Origin of the sequence: Pseudomonas sp. GL-B-12, from assembly GCF_019955895.1 — a bacterium.
In the GTDB taxonomy this organism is placed as follows: Bacteria; Pseudomonadota; Gammaproteobacteria; order Pseudomonadales; family Pseudomonadaceae; genus Aquipseudomonas.
In genome coordinates, this window is the sequence record NZ_JAHBCX010000032.1 from 39,103 (window position 1) to 59,560 (window position 20,458).

Genomic DNA, 20,458 nt, shown 5'->3' on the forward strand with positions numbered 1-20,458 from the left:
CTCAACGGCCGGACGTGATGCTCAGCCCTTTGAGCAGGCTCAGGGCCTGGGCCAGTTGGTAATCATCGTCCTGTGGCATCGGCTTGGCTTTGCCGCTGGAGTCGGTCGGTTTGTCGGCGCCGCCGTTGCCGTTGCCCAGGTGACCCTGCAAGTCAGCTTCCTTGAAGTAATCGCTGTCCTGTTCGCTGGTGATCTTGGCCTTGCGTACTTCGATATCCGGCACGATGCCCTGGGCCTGGATGGAACGGCCGTTCGGCGTGTAATACAGCGCCGTGGTGATCTTCAATGCGCGCTCGTTGTTAAGCGGCAGAACCGTCTGTACCGAGCCCTTGCCGAAACTGGTGGTGCCCATCAGCACGGCGCGTTTCTGGTCCTGCAGGGCGCCGGCGACAATTTCCGAAGCCGAGGCGCTGCCGCCGTTGATCAGCACGACCATTGGCACGGCTTCGCTTTCGTCCTTGCCGGTGGCAGAGAAGCGCAACTCGGAGTTGGCGATGCGGCCCTTGGTGTAAACGATCAAGCCCTTGGTGATGAAGTGGTCGACCACTTCCACCGCTGCCTGCAGCACGCCGCCCGGGTTGTTGCGCAGGTCGAGAATGATGCCCTTGAGCTTCTTGCCGTTGTCCTTGCGCAGCTTGGCCAGGGCCTTGGAGACTTCTTCGCCGGTCTTGACTTGGAACTGGGTGATACGGATGTAGCCGTAGCCCGATTCCAGCAACTGGCTCTTCACGCTCTTCACCTGGATGACGGCGCGGGACAGGGTCACGTCGAACGGCGTGCCGCCGTCGCGTACCAGGGTCAGGGTGATTTTCTGGCCGATCTTGCCGCGCATCTTGTCGACGGCTTCGGTCATGCTCTGGCCGCGAGTCGGCTGGCCGTTGATCTTGACGATGAAGTCGCCGGCCTGAATACCGGCCTTGGAGGCCGGAGTGTCGTCAATGGGCGACACCACCTTGATGAAGCCGTCTTCGGCACCGACTTCGATGCCCAGGCCGCCGAATTCCCCGCTGGTGCTTTCCTGCAACTCGGCGAAATCTTCAGGACCGAGGTAGGCGGAATGCGGGTCGAGGTTGCTGAGCATGCCCTTGATGGCGTTTTCCAACAGGGTCTTGTCGTCCACCGGTTCGACATAAGCGGCCTTGATCCGGTCCATCACCTCGGCAAAGGTGCGCAACTCATCCAGCGGCAGTGGCGCCTTGGAGGTCGCAGCAGTGCCTGCAGGCGCAACCGCCGGGGCTGGTTGAGCGGCAAACGCCAGAGGCGCGCCGATCACCAGGGCGATCGTCAGGGCCAGCGAGGTAAGGCGGGACAAATGCAGCATGTCGAACGAACTCCTAATGTTGGTGACTCAACGCCTATCCTTGCGCGTGGCACCATTGCGCAGGGTCACTCGGGTGACCCTGCTGACGAATTGCGAAATACAGCGCTGGTGTGTCCTGCCCGCCACTGTTACCGACAGTGGAAATAGGCTCACCGGCTTTTACAACGTCACCGGCAGACTTGAGCAGCGTCTGGTTGTGACCGTACAGACTCAAATAACCATTGCCGTGGTCGAGAATCACCAGCAGCCCGGCGCCGCGCAACCAGTCGGCGAACACCACGCGACCACCGTGTACGGCACGGACCGCACTGCCGGCAGACGCGCCGATCATCACGCCATCCCACTTGGTCCGGGCATCGTCGCCACGGCTTTCACCGTAGCGCGCCAGCAGTCGACCATCGACAGGCCAGGGAAGTTTGCCGCGGGTTGACGCAAACGGGCCGCCAAAGGTCTCGCCGGAACTGGAAACCAGTGCGCCAGGTGTCGATCTGACCGGTTTGCGTGGGGCGTCGTCGCTGGCATCTGCCTGCGCCTGGGCCTCACGTAAACGCTTTTTTTCGGCTTCCTGCTGGGCGATCAGCGCTTTTTGCCGCGCTTCTTCTGCCTCACGAGCCTGGCGTGCCAGGGTTTCTTCAATGGTTTTAAGGACTTTAGACAGGTCTGCCTGATCCTGCTCGCGCGCCGCCAGTTTCTGATCGCGAGCCTTTACGTCGTCATTGAGCTTGGCCAGGACTTGCTGGCGCTCCTTGCGGACTTTCTCGAGCTCGTCACGCTGGGTGTCGAGGCTGCTTTGCTGCACCAGCAATTGCGCCTGCTGCATGGCGATGTCTTTCTCGACATTGGACAGTTGGCGCAGGGTTTCGTTGAAATTCTTCAGCTGCTCCAGGCGAGCCTGGCTCAGGTAGTCGTAATAGGTGAGGGTACGGGCGAATCTTTCCGGATTCTGCTGGTTGAGCAGCAACTTGAGGTATTCCTGGCGACCGTTCTGGTAGGCCGCCCGGGCCTGAATGGCGATCAGTCGTTGCTGTTCAATGCGCGCGCTCTGGAGTTTTTTTTTCTCTGCATCGAGTCGCTGCAGCTCGGCTTCGCTTTTCTTCAGCTCTTTTTGCAGGGCTTCGACCTGCTTCTCGAGCTTGCCCATTTCGGTTTCGGTGCCCTTGAGCTCTTTTTGCACACCGGACTTTTCTTCCTGCAGCTTGCCCAGCAGCTTCTTCAGCTCGGCAATGTCCTGACGCGTGGCGTCCAACTGTTGTTGGGTATCTGCGCGCTCGTCAGCAAAGGCCGGTTGGAGCAGGCAAGTCAGAGCTAGGGCTATCAGGACGCGGAGCATAGGGGCGGGCGGCACCAGGGAAAGGGACGGCCTAGTATGCCCGCCATGGGCGGCAAAAAAAATGCCCATTTCTGACTGTGTGATGACTGGAATGAAGTTACCCCTGAAAACACCCCAAAACCACTGTGGGAGCGAGCCTGCTCGCGATGGCGTCCTGACATTCAACGGGTTAGTTGGCTGTCAGATTGCTATCGCGAGCAGGCTCGCTCCCACAGGGTATTGGGGGGCTTGAGCGGCCGGATTACACCAGAATCGAAGTCCCGGTCATTTCCGCCGGTTGTTCAAGGCCCAGCAGCTTCAGCATGGTCGGCGCCACGTCCGCCAGTACGCCGCCTTCGCGGACCTTCAGGTCGCGCTTGCCGACATAGATGAACGGTACCGGCTCGGTGGTGTGCGCGGTGTGCGCCTGGCCGGTGGTTTCATCGGACATTTGCTCGACATTGCCATGGTCAGCGGTGATCAAGGCTTCGCCGCCGACTTTTTCCAGGGCATCGACGATGCGACCCACGCACAGGTCCAGGCATTCAACGGCCTTGACCGCCGCTTCGAACACGCCGCTGTGGCCAACCATGTCGCCGTTGGCGTAGTTGACCACGATCACGTCGTAACGCTGGTTTTCGATGGCATCGACGATGCGGTCGGTGACTTCCGGCGCACTCATTTCCGGTTGCAAGTCATAGGTGGCGACTTTCGGTGACGGAATCAGGATGCGTTCTTCGCCCGGGAACGGTTCTTCGCGGCCGCCGGAGAAGAAGAAGGTCACGTGGGCATATTTTTCGGTTTCAGCGATGCGCAGCTGGGTCTTGCCGTTTTTCGCCAGGTAGTCGCCCAGCACGTTTTCCAGGCTGCCGGCAGCGAAAGCCGAAGGCGCAGGGATGCTGGCGGCGTATTGGGTCAGCATGACGAAACCGGCCAGTTTCGGCTGGCGGGCACGCTCGAACTCACTGAAATTGTCTTCGACGAACACGCGGGTCAGCTCGCGGGCGCGGTCGGCGCGGAAGTTCATGAACACCACGGCGTCGCCGTCTTCGACTTTTACCGGCTCACCAATGGAGGTGGCTTTGACGAATTCGTCGCTCTCGCCGCGCTCGTAGGCCGCTTGCAGGCCTTCCTGAGCGGTGGCGGCGTTGAATTCGCCCTGGCCATCGACAATCAGGTTGTAGGCCTGGGACACGCGGTCCCAACGATTGTCGCGGTCCATGGCGTAGTAGCGACCGATGATGCTGGCGATCCGGCCTTTGCCCAGGGCCTGGAAGGTCGCGTCGAGCAGTTCGATCGATGACTGCGCGCTTTTCGGCGGAGTATCGCGGCCGTCGAGGAAGGCGTGCAGGTAGATGTTCTGGGCGCCGCGCTTGAAGGCCAGTTCGGCCATGGCGACCAGGTGATCCTGGTGGCTATGCACGCCGCCATCGGACAGCAGGCCCATGAAATGCACGGCTTTGCCAGCGGCGACGGCTTTGTCCACGGCAGCGCAGATGGTCGGGTTCTCGAAGAACTCGCCGTCACGGATCGATTTGGTGACGCGCGTGAAGTCCTGATACACCACGCGGCCGGCGCCCAGGTTCATGTGGCCGACTTCGGAGTTGCCCATCTGGCCATCCGGCAGGCCGACGTCCATGCCGCTGCCCGAGATCAGGCCGTTCGGCACGGTGGCCCACAAACGGTCGAGTACGGGCTTTTTGGCCGCATAGATGGCGTTGGATTCGGGGCTGTCACTGTGACCGAAGCCGTCGAGAATCATCAGGACCAAAGGTTTAGGCGTGGTAGTCATGGAATCCACTCGTGGCTGAGGTAATAGGGGTAATGGAAAAGGGAGTCGCAGTTTAAAGCGAAGTTCCGGCCGCGTCACCGCCGGACGGGGTTTGGCCCACCATAGTGGCTGTGTATACTGGCCGACATTTTAACGCCCTGGAACCTCCTTCGATGGTTGCTCACCTGATTGAATTCGCCACTAACCACTACATTCTCGTCGGTATCTTCGTCGTACTGCTGGCGTTGCTGATTGCCTATCAAATGCAGGGCGGCGGCCGTAGCCTGAGCACCGGCGAACTGACCGGCCTGGTCAACAAGGACGCCGGCGTCGTGGTTGATATTCGTCCGAGCAAGGATTTCGCCGCCGGTCACATTGTCGGTGCGGTGAACATTCCCCAGGACAAACTGGCCACCCGCGTTGGCGAACTGGAAAAACACAAGGCCAAGACCATCATCCTGGTCGACGCCATGGGCCAGACCGCCGGCACCCACGCCCGCGAATTGATGAAATCCGGCTTCACCGCCGCCAAGCTGTCCGGCGGTATCTCCAGCTGGAAAGCCGACAATCTGCCATTGGTGAAGTGATATGAGTAGCGTCGTCGTCTATTCCAGCGATTACTGCCCTTACTGCTCACGAGCCAAATACCTGCTCGAGAACAAAGGCGTGGCCTTCGAAGAGATCAAGGTCGATGGCAAGCCGCAGGTGCGTGCTGCGATGGCCCAGAAAGCCGGGCGTACGTCCGTGCCGCAAATCTGGATCGGCAGCACCCACGTGGGCGGTTGTGATGATTTGTTCGCCCTGGACCGCGCCGGCAAGCTCGACGCGCTGCTCAGGGCCTGACGGCAATACCCCAAACAAGCAACCCTAAATGAACACTGGATCAAGAAGGATCTGCGATGACTGACCAACAGAACACTGCTGCGAACGAAGAAGAAACTGCACCGCAATTCTCCTTGCAGCGCATTTATGTGCGTGACCTGTCCTTCGAAGCTCCGAAAAGCCCGGCGATCTTCCGCCAGCAGTGGGAGCCGAGTGTCGCTCTGGATCTGAACACCCGTCAGAAGACGCTGGAAGCTGACTTCCACGAAGTCGTGCTGACCCTTTCGGTTACCGTGAAAAACGCTGACGAAGTGGCGTTCATCGCTGAAGTGCAACAGGCCGGGATCTTCCTGATCAAGAACCTGGATGACGCTTCGATGAGCCACACCCTGGGTGCGTTCTGCCCGAACATCCTGTTCCCGTACGCTCGCGAAACCCTGGACAGCCTGGTGACCCGCGGTTCGTTCCCGGCACTGATGCTGGCTCCGGTGAACTTCGATGCACTGTACGCGCAAGAGCTGCAACGCATGCAGGCTGCTGGCGAGACTCCGACCGTTCAGTAAGCATTTTTGAGCGTCGAAGCAAGTCCAATGTGGGAGCGGGCTTGCTCGCGAAAGCGGTTTTTCAGTCAACATTCATGTTGAAGCTGATGACCCCTTCGCGAGCAAGCCCGCTCCCACATTTTTTATGCGGTGTTACTTAAAGCCGTTCTGACGCCAGGCTTCGTACACGGCGACCGCCACGGTATTCGACAGATTCAGGCTGCGGCAGCCCTCGCGCATCGGCAGGCGCAGGCGTTGCTCGCCGGGCAGGGCGTCCAGTACGTCGGCGGGCAAGCCCCGGCTTTCCGGGCCGAACAGGAACGCGTCGCCCGGGGCGAAGCTGGCATCGTGGAACGGCCGCGAGCCCTTGGTGGTGAAGGCGAACAGCCGTGGATGGCCGAGGCTCTCCAGGCAGCTGGCGAGGTCCGCGTGGCGTTGCAGGGTGGCATACTCGTGGTAATCGAGGCCGGCCCGGCGCAGGCGCTTGTCGTCCATCTCAAAGCCCAGCGGCTCGATCAAATGCAGGTGGCAGCCACTGTTGGCGCACAGCCTGATAACGTTGCCGGTATTCGGCGGAATTTCTGGTTGGAAAAGGATGACGTGAAACATGCACGGCTCCGAAGGCAAAGATGACGCGCATTCTACGCCGCCAGAAGGCGTGCGTTCGAAACTATTCCTGCGGGTGATGGGCTCACTGGCGATTGTCGGGGTGATGGTCGGGATGATGATCGGTCGCCTGACCACGCCAGACCCCAGTCAGCTGCAGCAGGTTGAAGTGACGAGCGACGGGCTGGTGGTGTGGTTCAACAACGAACCCAAGACCCACGGAGAGATGGTTGATGGCAGTGTCGCGCTGCTGTTTGGTGCCGAGGGCAAGGCGCAGAAAGGTCAGCTCAAGCTCAGCGGCAAGGACGTGAACTGGCGGGTTCGTTTGAGTGATGGGGGGTTGTTGCTGACACTGGTAGCGGCCCGGCCCCTGCAGGGCGAGTGGGCCGGTAGCGAGGTCGATGACCGCTGGCGGCTGGAGATCCATCTCCGGGAGCAATAAAAGAGGGAATCCCCGGCCTGCCTGTACCAAGGTTCCCGAAACGGGAGGCTCGTCGCGAATGCGGTGTGAGCCCGGTGTAAAGAGGGAGCCCCTGACCTGCCTGTATCAAGGGCCCCAAAACTGCTGGGCTCGTCGCGGATGCGGTGTGAGCCCGATGTAAAGAGGGGAATCCCCGGCCTGCCTGTACCAAGGTCCCCGAAACCGGGTAGGTGAACTGATTCACTTGAAAGGGTTATTGCAGGGGGCGTGCCAGGTTTTAATAGTTTGGAACAAAAAATTTCTTTGATGCGCTGAAAGCCCCGAGATTCGGGGCTTTCGTGTTTTTTAGAAAGGGATTCGATTGCGAAAGCAGGCGGGGATTCGAAGCCGTTTTTGTGCGCGATTGCGGTTCACGGTGCATTGCGGCGGTGCACTGATAACCCAAAAAGCATCGCGAGCAGGCTCGCTCCCACAGGGTTCGACGGTGTCTACACGATAGTGAAAACACCGAAAATTCACTGTGGGAGCGAGCCTGCTCGCGATTGGATGTAACTGACAGCGAAGTACTAAAGGCTGATTAGCCCTCATCCCCCTCATCATCATCCCCGCCATCAACCTTCATCCCCAATTCCTTGATCTTGCGGGTCAGGGTGTTGCGCCCCCAGCCCAGCAAGACGGCGGCATCGCGGCGGCGACCGGCGGTGTGCTTGAGGGCGGTTTCGATCATGATCCGCTCGAAGGCCGGCACGGCGCTGTCGAGCAGGCTCGACTGACCACGGGCCAGCGCCTGGTCAGCCCACTGGCGCAGGGCCTGTTCCCAGTTGGTCACGGGCGCCGAGTCCTGAGGCAGGCTCAGCAGCTCCGGCGGCAGGTCGCCGATGTGCACTTCGCGACCCGAAGCCATCACCGTGATCCAGCGGCAGGTGTTCTCAAGCTGCCGCACGTTGCCCGGCCACGGCAGGTTCTTCAGGTATTCCTCGGTTTCGCTTTTCAGCAGCTTCGGCTCGACTGCCAGTTCCTGGGCGGCGCGGCCGAGGAAGTGCTTGGCCAGGGTCGGGATGTCTTCGCGGCGATCCGACAGGCGCGGGATATGGATGCGGATCACGTTGAGGCGATGGAACAAGTCCTCACGGAATTTCCCGGCATGCACCAGGGTTTCCAGATTCTGGTGAGTCGCGGCGATGATGCGCACATCGACCTTCACCGGCACATGGCCGCCGACTCGGTAGAACTCGCCATCGGCCAGTACCCGCAGCAAGCGGGTTTGGGTGTCGGCTGGCATGTCACCGATTTCATCGAGGAACAGTGTGCCGCCATCCGCCTGTTCGAAGCGCCCGCGTCGCAGGTTGGCCGCGCCGGTGAACGCGCCTTTTTCGTGGCCGAACAGTTCGGATTCCATCAGGTCTTTGGGGATCGCCGCCATGTTCAGTGCAATGAACGGCGAAGCGGCGCGCGGGCTGTGGCGATGCAGCGCGTGGGCCACCAGTTCTTTACCGGTACCCGATTCACCATTGATCAGCACGGTGATGTTGGAGTGGCTCAAGCGCCCGATGGCGCGAAACACTTCCTGCATCGCCGGCGCTTCGCCGATGATTTCCGGGGTGCGGGTCAGGGTCGGGGCAACTTCCAGGCCTTGTTGTTCCTGGGCGTGCTGGTTGGCGCGCTTGACCAGGGAAACCGCCTCGTCGACATCGAACGGTTTGGGCAGGTACTCGAAGGCGCCGCCCTGATAGGACGCGACAGCGCTGTCCAGATCGGAGTGCGCGGTCATGATGATCACTGGCAGCCGTGGGTGCTGTTCGCGAATCCGCGCCAGAAGCTCCAGGCCGCTGGCGCCGGGCATGCGGATGTCGGAGATGATCACGTCCGGCTGCTGGCGCGCCAGGCGGCTCATCACGCCATCGGCGCTGTCGAAGCTTTGCGTGGTCATGCCTTCCTGTTGCAAGGCTTTTTCCAGGACCCAACGGATAGAACGGTCGTCATCGACGATCCACACGGTTTCACTACGGCTCATGTCGATGTGGCTCCTTGTTCCAGTGGCAGAAAGATCGAGAAGGTGGTGTGGCCGGGGTGGCTGTCACATTCGATCAGGCCCTGGTGCTGGCTGATGATGTTCTGGGTAATGGCCAGGCCCAGCCCGGTACCGTCCGGACGACCGCTGACCATGGGGAAGAAAATGGTTTCCTGAAGTTCAGCAGGGATGCCCGGACCGTTGTCGATGATCTCGATCTTGGTCACCAGGCGATGGCGCACGTGGCCGATGGTGAACTGGCGCATGGCGCGGGTGCGCAGGCTGATGCGGCCCAGGCGCAGTTCGTTCTGGCTGCTGATGGCCTGCATGGCGTTGCGCACGATGTTCAGGACTGCCTGAATCATTTGTTCGCGATCGATCAGGACGTCGGGGATGCTTGGATCGTAGTCGCGCACCAAGGTGATGCAGCCCTGGCTTTCAGCCTCCACCAGATGGCAGACACGCTCCAGCACTTCATGGACATTGCACATGGCCAGCGACGGCAGCTTGTTGGAGCCGAGCATGCGATCGACCAGGTTACGCAGGCGGTCGGCTTCTTCGATGATGACGTTGGTGTAGTCGCGCAGGCTTTCTTCCGGCAGTTCCCGGGCGAGCAATTGTGCCGCGCCGCGAATCCCGCCCAAGGGGTTCTTGATTTCATGGGCAAGGCCGCGCACCAGCATCTTGCTGGTTTCCTGTTTCGACAGCTGTGCTTCTTCTTTGGTGATCCGCAGCAGGCGGTCACGAGGGTGGACTTCGAGCAGCAGCATCGTGTCGCCGTTGCTCAGAATCGGCGTTACCGCGTAGTCGACGGTCAGGGTCTGGCCGGTGAGGGCGGTGAGCATGGCTTCGCGCTTGGTGAACGGATGCGCTTGCTCGACGGCCTGGCGCAACGAGTTCAGTGCCTCGGTCGACTCGGTGAACAACTCACTGATGAACTGCCCATGGCTGCGCTGGCCGCTGATGGCCAGCAGCATCTCCGCCGCCGGGTTCATGTACTCGAGGCGCAGTTCGGCGTCGAGCAGGATGGTGGCGGTGGTGAGGTTATCGAGTAGCAAACGGTGGAGTGCGTCGCTAATGGTCATCGGGACCTCTTTTAGGGCAGAGCATGCGCAAAAAAAAACGCTGGTACGGGCAAAATGCAAAAACCAAACCAAGGCTCCGAAAAGAAGCGTTCAGCGCCTGAAACAGGCGTTTGACGCTCGTTTGCGTGGCGCTCTGCCAGCTTTTGCGGGTACTTTCGAACCAAAATGGGTTGGAATGTGAGTACGGTGCAAGCAATTGCACCAATATAGTGCGCAAAGCTGAACGAGGTTAGAAAAGTCGCAGGAAAGGATTTTTTTCTTCGCCGGGTTTGTCGCTGAGCGGGCATTCCGGCCGCTGGCCGTAGTCTTCGAGAGTGCAGGGTTTGATCCTGCGCTTCTGGGCGAGAGACGTGCGCTGCATGTGGAAGGGCTGGTTGGCGGTGCGTTCGACGATGCGCCCCTGTTCGTCGAGGATTTCCACAGAAAGGGTATGGCTGCCGCGATCAATGTTGCTCAACGGGAACACCGGGCTCAGGCCGGGTTCAGCGGTGGGCTGGCCGTCGAGCAGCAACCGGTAGCGGTGACCGGGTTGCAGGGCGGGTTCGTTGGTGGCGCTGACGATGACTTCGCCGGTATTGCTGCGGATGGTTGCGTCGGGTTCCGGGATCAGGATGCGCAGCACCTCATAGTGGAACAGCGCTTGTACTTCGGGACTGCTCTGGGCAAGCAACGGCGCTGCACTGGTGGGGTTGGCCGCTATTCGATTGCTCTTTGTCAGCGGTACACGCTTGGCGTTGCCGGATTTGGGCTGGTCGGTGAAAACCCGATTGCCCTGAGCGTCGACATACATGAAGACCTCTGCCGAGGCGGGCAGGGCGATCAGGCAGGTGATCAGTAGCCACGCCTTCAAGGCTTGTGCACTCGCTGTACGGTGAGTGTCACCGCAGGGCTCTGCTGCACAACGTTTTCACCATCGATCACTTGCACCGCGAGGCGGTGTTCGCCGCGATCGATGTTCACCAGTTGCAGGGTCGGCACGTTGCCTGGCTGGCCGTAGGGCCGACCGTCCAGCAGCAGGCGCAGCAAGTGGGGGCCTTGCAGGCGCGGCTTGATCAGTACGTTTATCGTGAAGGTGCCATTGTTGGCGCGTAACGCTTCTGTGGTGGGCAGGCCGATGAGTTCCAGTTTTTCGTAGGTACCGTGGATTGGCTCGGGGTTATTGCTTGCCTGAGGTGGTGCAGGAGCGCTGGGCGGTTGGCGTTCGATGCTGTTGAGCGGCGGCAAATCAACCGCCCGGGCTTCAACACCAGCGGGCGGTTGATTGCTGTAGGCGGTATTACCGGCGGCATCGGTGTATCTGTAGATTTGGGCCATCACGGGAAAATTGAAGGACAGCAGTAGAAGTAATAACAGTGGCCGCATTCGGACTCCCTGTGTGAAGCAAAGACTACTCCGCCAATGGAATACCCTCACTCCCAGCATAGAACACAACAAGTTCTACCGGTTCATCGCCGGTGACGCCGCGATGAGTGATATTGACCATTTCGGCGAGCGCTTCGCCTTGTTTGATGCGCCGGGTCTGGCCGCTGTTCCTGTCTTCGACTATTAGCTCGCCTGAGAGGATGTAAGCCGCGTTGGGAATCGGATGGGTGTGCCAGGGGAGTTTGCTGTTGGCAGGGATCGTGAGTTTGAGCACTGTCAGTTCGGGCGCGGCATCCGGGTAGCGAATGTAAGGTGTGCTATCCCACGACTTGCTGCTTTGAAGCAGGATTTCCCGTTTGATTTCTGCCGATGGGGGGTTGTGGTGCAGCCTAGAAGGGCGAGGGCAGTGAGAGCGGCCAGTAGCGTCTTGAGTGGGAAAGTTTTCATCATTCCATCCATTGATTGCAGGTAGTGAACAGGCTACGAGTCATTCAAGTTGGTTGATGCCGGACGATACTGTGTGTGCCCGAGGAGATGTCGGGTTTCATTGTCGGAAGTTGCCCACAAAAAAGGCCTCCCGAAGGAGGCCTCTTTTTGTCACGCCGCGTGTTGCGGCGCTACCGGATCAGCAGCTGTAGTACAGCTCGTATTCCAGTGGGTGTACGAAGGTACGTACCTTGATTTCTTCTTCGCTTTTCAGGGCGATGTAAGCGTCGATGAAGTCGTCGCTGAAAACGCCGCCTTTGGTCAGGAACGCACGACCTTTGTCCAGCTCTTCCAGGGCTTCTTTCAGGCTGCCGCAAACTTGTGGGATCTCTTTGGCCTCTTCAGGCGGCAGGTCGTACAGGTTTTTGTCAGCTGCGTCGCCAGGGTGGATCTTGTTCTGGATGCCGTCCAGGCCAGCCATCAGCAGTGCGGCGAAGCACAGGTACGGGTTGGCAGCCGGATCCGGGAAGCGTGCTTCGATACGGCGGGCTTTCGGGCTCGACACGTAAGGAATACGGATCGAAGCGGAGCGGTTGCGAGCCGAGTAGGCCAGCATCACTGGAGCTTCGAAGCCTGGAACCAGACGCTTGTAGGAGTTGGTGGCCGGGTTGGTGAAGCCGTTCAGGGCCTTACCGTGCTTGATGATGCCGCCGATGAAGTACAGAGCGGTATCGGACAGACCGGCATAGCCTTCGCCTGCGAAGGTGTTCTTGCCATCTTTCCAGATGGACATGTGTACGTGCATACCCGAGCCGTTGTCGCCGTACAGAGGCTTAGGCATGAAGGTCGCGGTGCGGCCGTAGGCATCGGCAACGTTGTGCACGACGTACTTCAGGGTTTGGGTTTCGTCGGCTTTCTTCACCAGGGTGTTGAACTTGACGCCGATTTCGTTCTGGCCGGCAGTCGCCACTTCGTGGTGGTGAACTTCGACGGTCAGGCCCATTTCTTCCAGCGCGTTGCACATGGAGGTACGGATTTCGTGGTCGTGGTCGAACGGTGGAACCGGGAAGTAACCGCCTTTGACGCCTGGGCGGTGGCCTTTGTTGCCGCCTTCGATGTCCTGGTCGGACATCCACGAACCTTGTTCAGAGTAGATCTTGAACATGGAGCCGGAAATGTCGGACTTGAACTTGACCTGGTCGAAGATGAAGAACTCTGGCTCTGGACCGGCGTACACAGTGTCACCGATAGCGGTGGCTTTCAGGTGCTCTTCGGCGCGCTTGGCGATCGCACGTGGGTCGCGATCGTAGCCTTGCATGCTCGAAGGCTCGATGATGTCGCAGACCAGGATCAGGGTCGGTTCTTCGGTGAACGGATCCAGGACAGCGGTGGAGTCGTCCGGCATCAGGATCATGTCGGAGGCTTCGATGCCTTTCCAGCCAGCGATGGAGGAACCGTCGAACATTTTGCCGACTTCGAAGAAGTCGTCATCCAGCGCATCGCGAGCCGGCATGGTCACGTGGTGCTGAGTGCCTTTGGTGTCCGTGAAGCGCAGATCAATCCACTTGACGTCATGATCTTTGATGAGTTGAACCGACTTCGACATAGTGTCCTCCGGGTGGCTTCGGGCTAGTAATGGATGCCCTTAAATGTGGGTGATGCCGGCGCGAATACTCTGCCAAGGCAACCTGCCTCACAAGGGAGCAAATTGCATGCCAGTGCCCCACCATGGGTTTTTTGCCCCAATTTCACGCCTGTCAGGCGGAAAAGTACCTTAAAGCGGAAAATCACGCCCTACAATGTAGCGCTTATTTCAATAAATGACCTGTTTTGGTGCGCGCAAAACCTTCTGCACATTAACTGGTTAAACCTTGAGCAATTTCCGCTATAATCCGCGCCCCCCTTTTTCGGCAGGCCATGCGCGCGCTGTTTCCATGAAATTAATCGTAAAAGTCTTCCCCGAGATCACCATCAAGAGCCGCCCGGTACGGATGCGTTTCATCCGTCAATTGGCCAAGAACATCCGTGCCGTGCTCCGCGATCTGGACCCGGCCGTGGTGGTGAACGGCGTGTGGGACAACCTCGAGCTGGAAACCCGCGTCAGCGACCCCAAGGCCTTGAAGGAGATGGGCGAGCGCCTGAGCTGCATGCCGGGCATCGCGCATTTCCTGCAGATTGATGAATACCCGCTGGGCGATTTCGACGACATCGTTGAAAAGTGCAAGCAGCACTACGGTGATGCACTGGCCGGGAAGATCTTCTCGGTGCGTTGCAAGCGCGCCGGCAAGCACCCATTTAGCTCGATAGATATTGAAAAATATGTCGGCAGCCAGTTGCGCCGTCAGTGCGGTGCCGCCGGGATCGACCTGAAAAAACCGGAAATCGAAGTCCGGATCGAAGTTCGCGACCAACGGTTGTTCGTGATCCACAGCCAGCACAACGGCATCGGCGGATATCCGTTGGGCGCACTGGAACAGACCCTGGTGCTGATGTCCGGTGGCTTCGACTCCACCGTGGCGGCCTACCAGATCATGCGCCGAGGCCTGATGGCGCACTTCTGCTTCTTCAATCTGGGCGGACGTGCCCACGAACTGGGCGTCATGGAAGTCGCGCATTTCATCTGGAAGAAGTACGGCAGCTCCCAACGCGTGCTATTTGTCAGTGTGCCGTTTGAAGAAGTGTTGGGCGAAATTCTCGGCAAAGTCGATAACAGTCATATGGGCGTAGTATTGAAGCGTATGATGTTGCGCGCTTCCTCCCAAATTGCCGATCGACTGCACATTGAGGCGCTGGTCACTGGTGAGGCGATCTCCCAGGTGTCGAGCCAGACGTTGCCGAACCTGTCAGTGATCGATTGCGTGACCGACAAGCTGGTGTTGCGTCCGCTGATCGCCAGCCACAAGCAGGACATCATCGACCTGGCCAACGAAATCGGCACCGCCGATTTCGCCCGGCACATGCCGGAGTACTGCGGCGTCATCTCGGTCAATCCGAAGACAGCAGCCAAGCGCTATCGCGTCGAGCATGAAGAGAAAGAATTCGATATGGCGGTACTCGAGCGTGCGCTCGAAAACGCCAAACTGGTGCCGATCGATCGCGTGATCGATGAACTGGGCCAGGACTTGCAGATTGAAGAAGTCAGCGAAGCGCTGGCCGGTCAGATCGTCATCGACATCCGTCACCCGGATGCCGCTGAAGACGACCCGCTGGACCTCGCTGGCATCGAGGTACAAACGATGCCGTTTTATGCAGTGAACGCTCGTTTCAAGGAACTGGACCCTACTCGCCAGTACCTGCTGTATTGCGACAAAGGCGTGATGAGTCGCCTGCATGCCCACCATTTGCTCAGTGAGGGGCATGCCAATGTGCGCGTTTATCGACCGAGCTAAGTGCCCGGGGCTGTTTGCCTGTGGCCTGCGTCACCGGCCCCCCGATGCCACCGTCAAGCTGTAACGGCTTTCACGGACGCTACTGTTAATCGCTGCCAAGACTTGTCAGCACACCGAATCCTCTGATCGAGATACACAAGTGATCGAAAATCTACGCAACATCGCCATCATTGCCCACGTTGACCATGGTAAGACCACCCTGGTAGACAAACTCCTGCGTCAATCCGGCACCCTGGAGCGCAACGAGCTCAACGACGAGCGCGTGATGGACTCCAACGACCAGGAAAAAGAGCGCGGTATTACCATTCTGGCGAAAAACACCGCCATCAACTGGAACGGCTACCACATCAACATCGTGGACACCCCGGGCCACGCCGACTTCGGCGGCGAAGTTGAACGTGTAATGTCGATGGTCGACTCCGTTCTGCTGCTGGTTGACGCTCAAGACGGCCCTATGCCGCAAACCCGTTTCGTGACCAAGAAGGCTTTCGAAGCCGGCCTGCGTCCAATCGTGGTCATCAACAAGGTTGACCGTCCAGGCGCGCGTCCGGACTGGGTTCTGGACCAGATCTTCGACCTGTTCGACAACCTGGGTGCCACCGAAGAACAGCTGGACTTCAAAGTCGTCTACGCCTCGGCCCTGAACGGTATTGCCGGTCTGGACCACACTGAAATGGCTGAAGACATGACCCCGCTGTACCAGTCGATCGTCGACAACGTACCAGCGCCGAAAGTCGACCGTGACGGTCCGTTCCAGATGCAGATCTCCGCACTGGACTACAACAGCTTCCTGGGTGTGATCGGCGTTGGCCGTATCGCTCGCGGTCGCGTCAAGCCGAACACTCCGGTCGTGGCTATCGACGCTGACGGCAAGAAGCGCAACGGTCGTATCCTGAAGCTGATGGGTCACCACGGCCTGCACCGCATTGACGTTGAAGAAGCTTTGGCTGGCGACATCGTCTGCATCAGTGGCTTCGACCAGCTGTTCATCTCCGACACCCTGTGCGACCCACTGAACGTCGAAGCGATGAAGCCGCTGACCGTTGACGAACCAACCGTTTCCATGACCTTCCAGGTAAACGACTCGCCTTTCTGCGGTAAAGAAGGCAAGTTCGTGACCAGCCGTAACATCAAGGAACGTCTGGACAAGGAACTGCTGTTCAACGTTGCTCTGCGCGTTGAAGAAGGCGACACCGCCGACAAGTTCAAAGTCTCCGGCCGTGGTGAGCTGCACCTCTCGGTACTGATCGAAACCATGCGTCGCGAAGGCTTCGAAATGGGTGTTGGTCGTCCGGAAGTGATTATCCGTATGGTTGATGGCGTCAAGCACGAACCGTACGAAAACGTGACTATCGACCTGCCGGAAGAATCCCAGGGCGCGATCATGGAACAGATCGGTATCCGTAAAGGCGACCTGACCAACATGGTTCCGGATGGCAAGGGCCGTGTGCGCCTTGAGTACAACATCCCGGCCCGTGGTCTGATCGGTTTCCGTAACGAGTTCCTGACCCTGACCTCCGGTGCAGGCATCCTGACCTCGATCTTCGACCGTTACGACACCATGAAGTCCGGTGACATGTCCGGCCGTCAGAACGGCGTGCTGGTATCGGTTGCTACCGGTAAGGCACTGACCTACTCGCTGGAAACCCTGCAGTCGCGTGGCAAGCTGTTCATCGAACACGGCCAGGACATCTATGAAGGTCAAATCGTTGGTCTGAACAGCCGCGACAACGACCTGGGTGTTAACCCAACCAAAGGCAAGAAGCTCGACAACATGCGTGCTTCGGGTAAAGACGAAACCATCGCTCTGGTTCCGCCTGTACGCTTCACTCTGGAGCAAGCTCTGGAATTCGTACAAGAAGACGAGCTGTGTGAAGTCACGCCTAAGTCCATCCGTCTTCGCAAGAAGATCCTGGGCGAAAGCGAGCGTACCCGCGCTGCCAAGAAGTCCGGTAACTAAGTCATTTAGTTAGCTGACAAAAAAACGCCCCCGACCGCAAGGCCGGGGGCGTTTTTGTTTGTCTGGGGTTTATGTGGTGTTTGTGCTGGCCCCTTCGCGAGCAAGCCCGCTCCCACAGGGTTCAAGGTGAGGCACACATTGTGTGAACACCAAAAATACCTGTGGGAGCGGGCTTGCTCCGGGCGGCGTTCCGACGAAGGCGGCCGATCAACCGCTGCAAATTTCAGGAAATATCAGAACCGCTCGATACTCCGCGAATGACGCTCGCGCTCCACTTCCTTGGGCTTGTACGCGCAATACCCCGGCCGCGGGCCGATTTTCGGGTGGTTGCGGCAGGTATCCGGGCGCTTTTCATAAATAGTGCACAGACGGCTCTTACGATCCAGGTACAGGCAATCGTTGTTGCTCATGCGCTGGAGGGTAAAGATTCCTGACTTCTGGTTGAAGCGTTCGACCAGGCCTTCCTTTTGCAGACGTTTGGCGATGTTCTTCGGCGGATCACCCAGCTCGAATTCATCGACCACGCCGATGCGGATCAGATCCTTGATCTTGACCTCGACGGGCAGGGTGCAGCAGCTGGACATGCACGAGCCGCACATCGGGGCAGAGTACTTGGCCCAGGTATCGAGGCGGTCGATCTCTGCGGCAGCGATCAGGTTCGGCTTCATCATCGTTTGTTACCAGCGTGTGCATCAGGGCGCGCGATCATACCGGGACTGGTGGATTTTTGAACAACCTTTCGCCAGATTTTTTCGCAGGCGCTGCAAATAGCCGGAAAATCGGCACGAGCCCTGCATTGATTCAGGCACATGACAACGCAATGTCGATCCAGCTCGTATTCAAAGGAAAAACTGCCGAACCAGAGCCTCTACCGCCTGTCAGACCGTCTAGGCTCAGACAATTCCAAGCTCGCTCGAGGTCCTATCGATGACTCAAGAACCACTTGTTCGCGAAGCAGAGGTGGCCGCATTCCGCGACGCCGTCTTGACCAAACTCACTTATGCAGTGGGTAAAGACCCGGATCACGCCTTCGACCACGACTGGTTCGAAGCCATTGCCCTGGCCGCGCGGGATCACATGGTCGAGCACTGGATGGACCACACGCGGCAGATCTACCGCAAAGGTCAGAAGCGCGTTTATTACCTCTCCCTGGAATTTCTCATCGGCCGGCTGCTCTTCGACAGCCTGAGCAACCTCGGCCTGCTCGACGTGGCCCGCGAAGCCCTGACCGAACTCGGCGTCGACCTTGAGCGCATTCGCTTGCTGGAGCCCGATGCGGCCTTGGGCAACGGTGGCCTCGGGCGCCTGGCGGCGTGTTTTCTGGAAAGCATGTCGACCCTCGGCATCGCCGGTCATGGCTACGGTATTCGTTACGAACATGGCTTGTTCCGCCAGGCCATCGTCGACGGCTGGCAACAGGAACAGACCGAACACTGGCTGGATTTCGGCAACCCGTGGGAGTTCGAGCGCCCAGAGGTGGTTTACCCGATCGGTTTCGGCGGCAGTGTCGAGACCGTGACCGATGAAAACGGCAAGTCCAGGCAAGTCTGGCACCCGGTGGAAACCGTACGGGCCATTGCGTATGACACGCCGGTGGTCGGTTGGCGCGGGGCAAGCGTCAACACGCTGCGTTTGTGGCGCGCACGGGCCATGGAAGATCTGCATCTGGAGCGTTTCAACGCCGGCGACCACCTGGGCGCCGTCGCCGAAGTGGCTAGGGCCGAAAGTATCTCTCGGGTGCTGTACCCGGCGGACAGCACCGAGGCCGGCCAGGAATTGCGCCTGCGCCAGGAGTATTTCTTCGTCGCCGCCTCGTTGCAGGATCTGCTGCGCCGCCATCGCAACATGCACACCTCGGTGCTGACCCTGGGCGATCACGCCTCTATCCAGCTCAACGACACTCACCCCTCGATTGCCGTGGCTGAACTGATGCGGCAACTGGTTGATGTGTACGACGTGGCATGGGACGCGGCGTGGCAAGTTACTGTCGATACGCTGTCTTACACCAACCACACGTTGCTGCCCGAAGCGCTGGAAACCTGGCCGGTCGGCTTGATGGAGCGCATGCTGCCACGGCACATGCAGATCATTTACCTGATCAACGCCCAGCACATCGACTCCCTGCGGGCCAAAGGCATTCACGACTTCGATGTACTGCGCGCGGTATCGCTGATCGAGGAAGACAACGGTCGCCGGGTGCGCATGGGCAACCTGGCGTTTCTCGGTTCCCACAGCATCAACGGTGTGTCCGGGCTGCACACGCAACTGATGCGCCAAACGGTGTTCTCCGAACTGCACAAGCTCTATCCGGAGCGGATCAACAACAAAACCAACGGCATCACCTTCCGCCGCTGGCTGTATCAGGCCAACCCCGAGCTGACCTCGATGCTGGTCGATACCCTCGGGCCGCAAGTGCTGGATAACCCGGAAGAGCGTTTGCTCGCCCTCGAACCGTTCGCCGAGAAAAGTGCATTCCGCAAGGCGTTTGCCGAGCAACGCCTGCACAGCAAGAAAGCCCTGGCGTACCTGATTCATGAGCGGTTGGGCGTGGCGGTCAACCCGGCGGCGATGTTCGACGTGCAGGTCAAGCGAATCCACGAATACAAACGCCAGTTGCTCAACCTGATGCACACCGTGGCGTTGTACCAGGCGATTCGCGCGGAACCTGAAATCGACTGGGTGCCACGGGTGAAGATCTTCGCCGGCAAGGCGGCTGCGAGTTATCACCAGGCCAAACTGATCATCAAACTGACCAACGACATCGCCCGGGTGGTGAACAACGACCCAACCGTGCGCGGCTTGCTCAAAGTGGTGTTCCTGCCCAACTACAACGTCAGCCTGGCGGAGAGCATCATTCCGGCGGCGGATTTGTCCGAGCAGATCTCCACCGCCGGTTTCGAAGCGTCCGGCACCAGTAACATGAAATTCGGCCTGAACGGCGCGCTGACCATCGGCACCCTGGACGGGGCCAACGTGGAAATGTGCGACCGCATCGGCGCCGAGCACATGTTCATCTTCGGCCTCAGCGCGCAGCAGGTGGAGGCGCGCAAGCAGAACCATGAGTTCAGCGCGGTGCCGGATATTGCCGCGTCCCATCGTCTGAACGATGTACTGCAAGCGATTCGCGGCGGGGTGTTCTCGCCGGATGATCCGTCCCGTTATACCGGGTTGATCGATTCGCTGGTGGACTACGACCGCTTCCTGGTCTGCGCCGACTTCGATTCCTACTGGCACGCCCAGATGCGCGTCGAAGCCCATTGGCACGATTCGAAGGAGTGGTGGCGTTCAGCGGTGTTGAGCACGGCGCGGATGGGCTGGTTCTCGTCGGACCGGACCATTCGCGAGTACGCTACGGAAATCTGGAAGGCACTGGAGTAGTTTTACGCCCGTATTGCCGGGCTTGGTCGATATACTAAGCGCCACCTTCATCCCC

At 59.3% G+C, this 20,458-nt stretch carries 17 protein-coding genes and 1 pseudogene; 7 read left to right on the forward strand and 11 right to left on the reverse strand.

What is annotated here, in order from left to right:
• Position 1: 1 nt before the first annotated feature.
• The 3 genes from KGA85_RS17770 to gpmI form a co-directional block, all read right to left on the reverse strand.
• Positions 2–1,321 (reverse strand): S41 family peptidase, encoded by a 1,320-nt coding sequence (locus KGA85_RS17770; protein ID WP_223457486.1) that lies wholly within the window; start codon positions 1,319–1,321, stop codon positions 2–4.
• Between the two features lie 34 nt (positions 1,322–1,355).
• Positions 1,356–2,651, reverse strand: coding sequence for a murein hydrolase activator EnvC family protein (locus tag KGA85_RS17775; protein ID WP_154861217.1), 1,296 nt, complete (start codon positions 2,649–2,651; stop codon positions 1,356–1,358).
• A 241-nt stretch (positions 2,652–2,892) separates the two neighbouring features.
• Positions 2,893–4,422: a 2,3-bisphosphoglycerate-independent phosphoglycerate mutase gene (gpmI, locus tag KGA85_RS17780; RefSeq protein ID WP_218429645.1), complete on the reverse strand. Its 1,530-nt coding sequence runs from the start codon at positions 4,420–4,422 to the stop codon at positions 2,893–2,895.
• A 152-nt stretch (positions 4,423–4,574) separates the two neighbouring features.
• On the opposite strand from gpmI, the gene KGA85_RS17785 reads away from it, so the two are divergent.
• From KGA85_RS17785 to secB, 3 genes are read left to right on the forward strand one after another with little or no spacing between them, the layout of a single operon-like run.
• Positions 4,575–4,988, forward strand: a complete 414-nt coding sequence (locus KGA85_RS17785; protein ID WP_223457488.1) for a rhodanese-like domain-containing protein — start codon at positions 4,575–4,577, stop codon at positions 4,986–4,988.
• A 1-nt stretch (position 4,989) separates the two neighbouring features.
• Complete coding sequence (grxC, locus tag KGA85_RS17790) at positions 4,990–5,244, forward strand: glutaredoxin 3 (protein WP_150726523.1); 255 nt, start codon at positions 4,990–4,992, stop codon at positions 5,242–5,244.
• Between the two features lie 56 nt (positions 5,245–5,300).
• Complete coding sequence (secB, locus tag KGA85_RS17795; protein ID WP_223457492.1) at positions 5,301–5,786, forward strand: protein-export chaperone SecB; 486 nt, start codon at positions 5,301–5,303, stop codon at positions 5,784–5,786.
• 132 nt (positions 5,787–5,918) lie between these two features.
• On the opposite strand, the gene trmL is transcribed toward secB, so the two are convergent.
• A complete protein-coding gene (gene trmL / locus KGA85_RS17800) occupies positions 5,919–6,374 on the reverse strand; it encodes a tRNA (uridine(34)/cytosine(34)/5-carboxymethylaminomethyluridine(34)-2'-O)-methyltransferase TrmL (protein ID WP_223457500.1) in 456 nt (151 codons plus the stop codon).
• On the opposite strand from trmL, the gene KGA85_RS17805 reads away from it, so the two are divergent.
• The gene (locus KGA85_RS17805) at positions 6,373–6,813 is read left to right on the forward strand and encodes a hypothetical protein (protein ID WP_223532753.1); all 441 of its coding nucleotides are present in this window, start codon (positions 6,373–6,375) and stop codon (positions 6,811–6,813) included. The two genes, trmL and KGA85_RS17805, sit on opposite strands and share 2 nt — an antisense overlap.
• A gap of 556 nt (positions 6,814–7,369) precedes the next feature.
• Here KGA85_RS17805 and ntrC read toward each other — a convergent pair.
• The 6 genes and pseudogenes from ntrC to glnA all read right to left on the reverse strand — a co-directional run bounded on the left by ntrC (position 7,370) and on the right by glnA (position 13,282).
• Positions 7,370–8,806, reverse strand: coding sequence for a nitrogen regulation protein NR(I) (gene ntrC / locus KGA85_RS17810; RefSeq protein ID WP_046040882.1), 1,437 nt, complete (start codon positions 8,804–8,806; stop codon positions 7,370–7,372).
• Positions 8,803–9,888 (reverse strand): nitrogen regulation protein NR(II), encoded by a 1,086-nt coding sequence (gene glnL / locus KGA85_RS17815; protein ID WP_057712404.1) that lies wholly within the window; start codon positions 9,886–9,888, stop codon positions 8,803–8,805. Before glnL ends, ntrC begins: the two co-directional genes overlap by 4 nt.
• A 229-nt stretch (positions 9,889–10,117) precedes the next feature.
• On the reverse strand, positions 10,118–10,738 hold the full coding sequence (locus KGA85_RS17820) for a DUF4124 domain-containing protein (protein ID WP_223457504.1): 621 nt from the start codon (positions 10,736–10,738) through the stop codon (positions 10,118–10,120).
• Positions 10,735–11,250, reverse strand: a complete 516-nt coding sequence (locus KGA85_RS17825) for a DUF4124 domain-containing protein (RefSeq protein ID WP_223457506.1) — start codon at positions 11,248–11,250, stop codon at positions 10,735–10,737. The genes KGA85_RS17820 and KGA85_RS17825 overlap by 4 nt, the downstream gene beginning before the upstream one ends.
• A gap of 25 nt (positions 11,251–11,275) precedes the next feature.
• Positions 11,276–11,697: pseudogene (locus tag KGA85_RS31445) on the reverse strand (cupin domain-containing protein).
• Positions 11,698–11,875: 178 nt separating this feature from the next.
• Positions 11,876–13,282, reverse strand: a complete 1,407-nt coding sequence (gene glnA / locus KGA85_RS17835; RefSeq protein WP_008002929.1) for a type I glutamate--ammonia ligase — start codon at positions 13,280–13,282, stop codon at positions 11,876–11,878.
• A 328-nt stretch (positions 13,283–13,610) separates the two neighbouring features.
• Between glnA and thiI the strand changes: the two genes are divergently transcribed.
• Together thiI and typA are read left to right on the forward strand one after the other, a co-directional pair.
• On the forward strand, positions 13,611–15,065 hold the full coding sequence (gene thiI / locus KGA85_RS17840; RefSeq protein WP_046041318.1) for a tRNA uracil 4-sulfurtransferase ThiI: 1,455 nt from the start codon (positions 13,611–13,613) through the stop codon (positions 15,063–15,065).
• 139 nt (positions 15,066–15,204) lie between these two features.
• On the forward strand, positions 15,205–17,025 hold the full coding sequence (gene typA, locus KGA85_RS17845; RefSeq protein ID WP_046041316.1) for a translational GTPase TypA: 1,821 nt from the start codon (positions 15,205–15,207) through the stop codon (positions 17,023–17,025).
• 233 nt (positions 17,026–17,258) lie between these two features.
• On the opposite strand, the gene KGA85_RS17850 is transcribed toward typA, so the two are convergent.
• The gene (locus KGA85_RS17850) at positions 17,259–17,696 is read right to left on the reverse strand and encodes a YkgJ family cysteine cluster protein (protein WP_046041314.1); all 438 of its coding nucleotides are present in this window, start codon (positions 17,694–17,696) and stop codon (positions 17,259–17,261) included.
• Between the two features lie 256 nt (positions 17,697–17,952).
• On the opposite strand from KGA85_RS17850, the gene KGA85_RS17855 reads away from it, so the two are divergent.
• Positions 17,953–20,403, forward strand: coding sequence for a glycogen/starch/alpha-glucan phosphorylase (locus KGA85_RS17855; protein ID WP_223457510.1), 2,451 nt, complete (start codon positions 17,953–17,955; stop codon positions 20,401–20,403).
• Positions 20,404–20,458: the final 55 nt, after the last annotated feature.